This window comes from Streptomyces albus subsp. chlorinus, from assembly GCF_013302895.1.
In the GTDB taxonomy this organism is placed as follows: Bacteria; Actinomycetota; Actinomycetes; order Streptomycetales; family Streptomycetaceae; genus Streptomyces; species Streptomyces chlorinus.
Genome location: NZ_VJOK01000001.1, coordinates 5,092,778 through 5,096,013, shown reverse-complemented (window position 1 = coordinate 5,096,013; position 3,236 = coordinate 5,092,778). Strand labels below are relative to the sequence as shown.

The 3,236-nt window shown below is 74.4% G+C and carries 2 protein-coding genes and 2 pseudogenes; all 4 read right to left on the bottom strand.

All coding sequences use genetic code 11. The annotated features are described in order from the left end of the window. A pseudogene (locus FM076_RS34080) lies at positions 1 to 525 on the bottom strand (hypothetical protein); the annotation flags it as partial. Positions 526 to 758: 233 nt separating this feature from the next. Further along, positions 759 to 1,541, bottom strand: a pseudogene (locus tag FM076_RS22345) (HD-GYP domain-containing protein); the annotation flags it as partial. 219 nt (positions 1,542 to 1,760) lie between these two features. Next, positions 1,761 to 2,165 (bottom strand): mycothiol system anti-sigma-R factor, encoded by a 405-nt coding sequence (gene rsrA, locus FM076_RS22340; RefSeq protein WP_173872757.1) that lies wholly within the window; start codon positions 2,163 to 2,165, stop codon positions 1,761 to 1,763. Beyond that, the gene (locus tag FM076_RS22335; RefSeq protein WP_173872756.1) at positions 2,162 to 2,833 is read right to left on the bottom strand and encodes a sigma-70 family RNA polymerase sigma factor; all 672 of its coding nucleotides are present in this window, start codon (positions 2,831 to 2,833) and stop codon (positions 2,162 to 2,164) included. Before FM076_RS22335 ends, rsrA begins: the two co-directional genes overlap by 4 nt. Between the last annotated feature and the right edge of the window lie 403 nt (positions 2,834 to 3,236).

The window sequence follows — 3,236 nt, the reverse complement described above, 5'->3', positions numbered from 1 at the left end:
CGAGCCGACACACGTCACCGCGACCGCCTGGGCGGGGCCGTGCCCGGCGGGTGCGCCGTCCACCGCGCCGAGCAGCGCGTAACCGAGCGCCGCCGCCCCCGGGACCAGCCCGGTGGTGCGGCCACCGCCGTCCGCCTCGGACAGCCGTACGCGGGCCAACTCGCCCACGGCGACGACCAGCCCGAAGGCCACCGCCACCCCGGGCCGCACCAGACCGCGCGCCAGCGTCAGATACAGCGCACAGGCCACCAGCAGCGCCGCGGCCCCGTACACCACGGCCAGCAGCCGCGCGGCCGACCCCGCCGACAGCGCCCAGGGCGACGGCGGGACGAGCCGGGGACGCCGCCGGGCCGGGCGCGGCGCGGACCGGACGGACGAGAGGCGGTGCACCAGGCACCGGACGGCTGCGAGGCACCCTGCCGGAAGCCGCACGGGCGACAGGCCGCGCGCCCACAGGCGCGCGGATGCGAAACCGGCGGATACGAAGCCGTGCGCCAGGAGCCGGAGCGGTGCGCGGCGTGTCATACGGTCACGCCACCGCTCGGCCCCGCCGGAGTGCTCTCCTGCGGACCGGCCGCACGGGCCCGTGCTGCGTCGCCGCTTCCTCGGTCCGGCACACGGGTGCCGGACGCGTCCTCGGGGCGGGCTCCGGAGACGTCCTCGGGGGCGCCCGCGCCCGGCGCGGCGGCCGTCGCGGTGCCGGTGGTCTCCTCGGCCACGGGGCCCGGGGCGGGCACGGCCGCCACCGGCGCACGGGACGGGTGCCCCGCGCCCTGGGCCGAAGCGGGGGCGCCCCCGGCCGAAGCGGGGGTGTCCTCGGCCGAAACGGGGGCGTCCTCGGTGTACGGCCAGCCGTGGCGGAGCAGGGCGCGGGTGAGGGCGGCGACCATCCGGGGGTCGAACTGCGTCCCCGCGCACCGCTCCAGTTCCGCCAGCGCGGCGGGGACAGGACGGCCGCGGCGGTAGCTGCGGGTGGAGGTCATGGCGTCGAAGGCGTCCGCGACGGCCACGATGCGCGCGGCCTCCGGAATCTGCTCGCCCACCAGACCGTGCGGGTAGCCGCAGCCGTCCATGCGCTCGTGGTGGTGCAGGACGGCGGCCCGGGCCTCGCCCAGGAAGTCGAGCCCGCGCACGATCTCCGCCCCGTACACCGGATGCTGCTCCATGACGCGGCGCTCGGCGGGGGTGAGCGGGCCCTCCTTGCGCAACAGCCGCGCGGGTACGCCGAGTTTGCCCACGTCGTGCAGGACTCCGGCGCAGCGCAGGGCCTCGGCACGCTCCTCATCCAGGCCCAGTTCCCGCGCGATGAGTGCGGCGGCGACACCGACCCGCTCGCCGTGGCCGCGCGTGTAGCGGTCCTTGATGTGCACCGCCTGCGAGAGCGCCTCGACCGCCGCCTGCCGGGCCGCGCGCTCGGGATGGCACTGCCGCAGCCCCCACCAGGCCAGATACGCCGGCCCGGCGGCCAGGGCCGCGGCCGGTGGCCCGTACGCGCTCCGCCACAGGAGCACCGCTGCCGGGGCGGCCAGCGCGCACGCCAGCGCGAACATCGCACAGCCCCTGCTCCGCCCGGCCCCGGCCCCTGCCCGCGGGGTGAGCCTCCTGACCGCCTCCTCCATGGCTGGGGAGGATAGGAGCGGCTCACCCGGCGGCCGGCGGCCTCCCGGGGTGTTCCCCCGTACGAGACGGAGGGGGCTCACCCGAAGGAGGGATGAGGGGCCGAAGCGCTGGCGCGCCCGGAGGCGGGGTGGATGGGGGCGTCAGGCGGGGTTCTTGTCCTGTGCCGACCGCCGCTCGGCGGGCGTCCCGGCACGGCCGCCCGCCGCCTGCCCGGCCTCGTCAGCCGAGGGGTCCTGGGCGGTACGGGTGCCCGGGGCCGGCTCGGGGTCGTCCGCGCCCTGCGGCGCCTGGCCCTGCCGGATCACCTCGATCCGGCCCATGACCTTCGCCCGCAGGTCGGTCGGTACGTCGTCCCGCCCGCAGCAGCGCTTGACGAGCTTCTTGACCTCACGCTCGATGCCGTACTTCTCGAAGCACGGTGAGCACTCGTCGAAGTGCTCCTCGAACTTGGCGCAGTCGCCCTCGGGCATCTCCTTGTCGAGGTACTCGTAGAGGTGGTCGAGGACCTCGGCGCAGTCCGTCTCGTGCGGCTCTCCGCAACTCATGAGCCCGAGCCTTTCCGGTCTTGCGATCCGTCCGCCGCGGCACCGGCCGGAACCAGGCCGCGCTCTTGCGCGTAGCCCTCCAGCATCTCCCTCAGCTGTCGCCGCCCACGGTGCAGACGGGACATCACCGTGCCGATGGGTGTCCCCATGATGTCGGCGATCTCCTTGTAGGCAAAGCCCTCGACATCGGCGAGGTAGACGGCGATGCGGAACTCCTCGGGGATGGCCTGGAGCGCCTCCTTCACGTCCGAGTCCGGCAGGTGGTCGAGCGCCTGGGCCTCGGCCGAACGCAGTCCGGTGGACATGTGGGACTCGGCCCGCGCCAGCTGCCAGTCCTCGATCTCCTCCGCGGCGCTGCGCTGCGGCTCGCGCTGCTTCTTGCGGTAGGAGTTGATGAACGTGTTGGTCAGGATGCGGTACAGCCACGCCTTGAGGTTGGTGCCCTCACGGAACTGGTGGAAGGAGGCGTACGCCTTCGCGTAGGTCTCCTGCACCAGGTCCTCGGCGTCCGCGGGGTTGCGCGTCATGCGCAGCGCGGCCGAGTACATCTGGTCGAGGAAGGCGAGCGCATCGCGCTCGAAGCGCGCACTGCGCTCCTCCGCCGTCTCCGACGCCTCCGCCTTGGGCTGCGTGTTCGAGCCGCCTTCGGTCCCGGTGACCGGACCCACCTCCTCCGTTATCGGCGCGAGCCCGATCGCGGACCCGCTCGAATCGGAGAATAGACGACGACCGACATCGTCCGCCGCTCGAACAGCCGTCCCAGGGATCGACGAGGCCGTCGTCCCTGAGGCCAGCGCCAGCGTGGCCCAGTCCAGGTCAGCGGCCCGCGGACGCTGGGGGCATACGACAGAACCCATCTGGGCGGCTCCCTTTCGCCTCGTGAAAGAGGTGTGGCTGTGGCTGCATTCTGCATCCCACTGCGTATCCGAACACTGCGTGCAACCACCGGCCGCCGTCGATCATTCCCACCCCCTGCCGGCATCCGGTTCACGGAGCCGCCGGAGACCGTCGCGGGCGTCCGGGAGCCGTCGCGGGCCTCGGGAGCCCGTCGCCGGGCGTCGGGGGCCGTCG